The following is a 244-nucleotide window of genomic DNA, read 5'->3' as shown; positions in this document are numbered from 1 at the left end:
AAGGTGCGGCTCAGTTTTACAAGAAAAAAGGTAAGCATGTTATTACCGCTAAAACTGAACATAAAGCAGTTATCGACACATGTCGTGAGCTTGAGCGTCAAGGGTTTGAAGTAACTTATATGGACGTTGAAGAAAACGGCCTACTTGATCTGCAAAAATTAGCAGATACGATGCGTGACGACACCGTGCTTGTAAGTATCATGCATGTAAATAACGAGCTAGGTGTAATCCAAGATATCAACAC

General features: G+C 40.6%; 1 protein-coding gene. It reads left to right on the top strand.

Features of this window, described 5'->3' with window-relative positions; all coding sequences use genetic code 11:
* Positions 1-244: aminotransferase class V-fold PLP-dependent enzyme (locus tag SB765_RS32785; protein WP_410932912.1), on the top strand; the 244-nt coding region annotated here is incomplete at both ends.

The organism is Pseudomonas sp. SIMBA_067, assembly GCF_046534675.1.
Taxonomy (GTDB): Bacteria; Pseudomonadota; Gammaproteobacteria; order Pseudomonadales; family Pseudomonadaceae; genus Aquipseudomonas; species Aquipseudomonas putida.
Note: the sequence above shows the minus strand (reverse complement) of the source record. Positions and strands in the feature narration are given on the sequence as shown.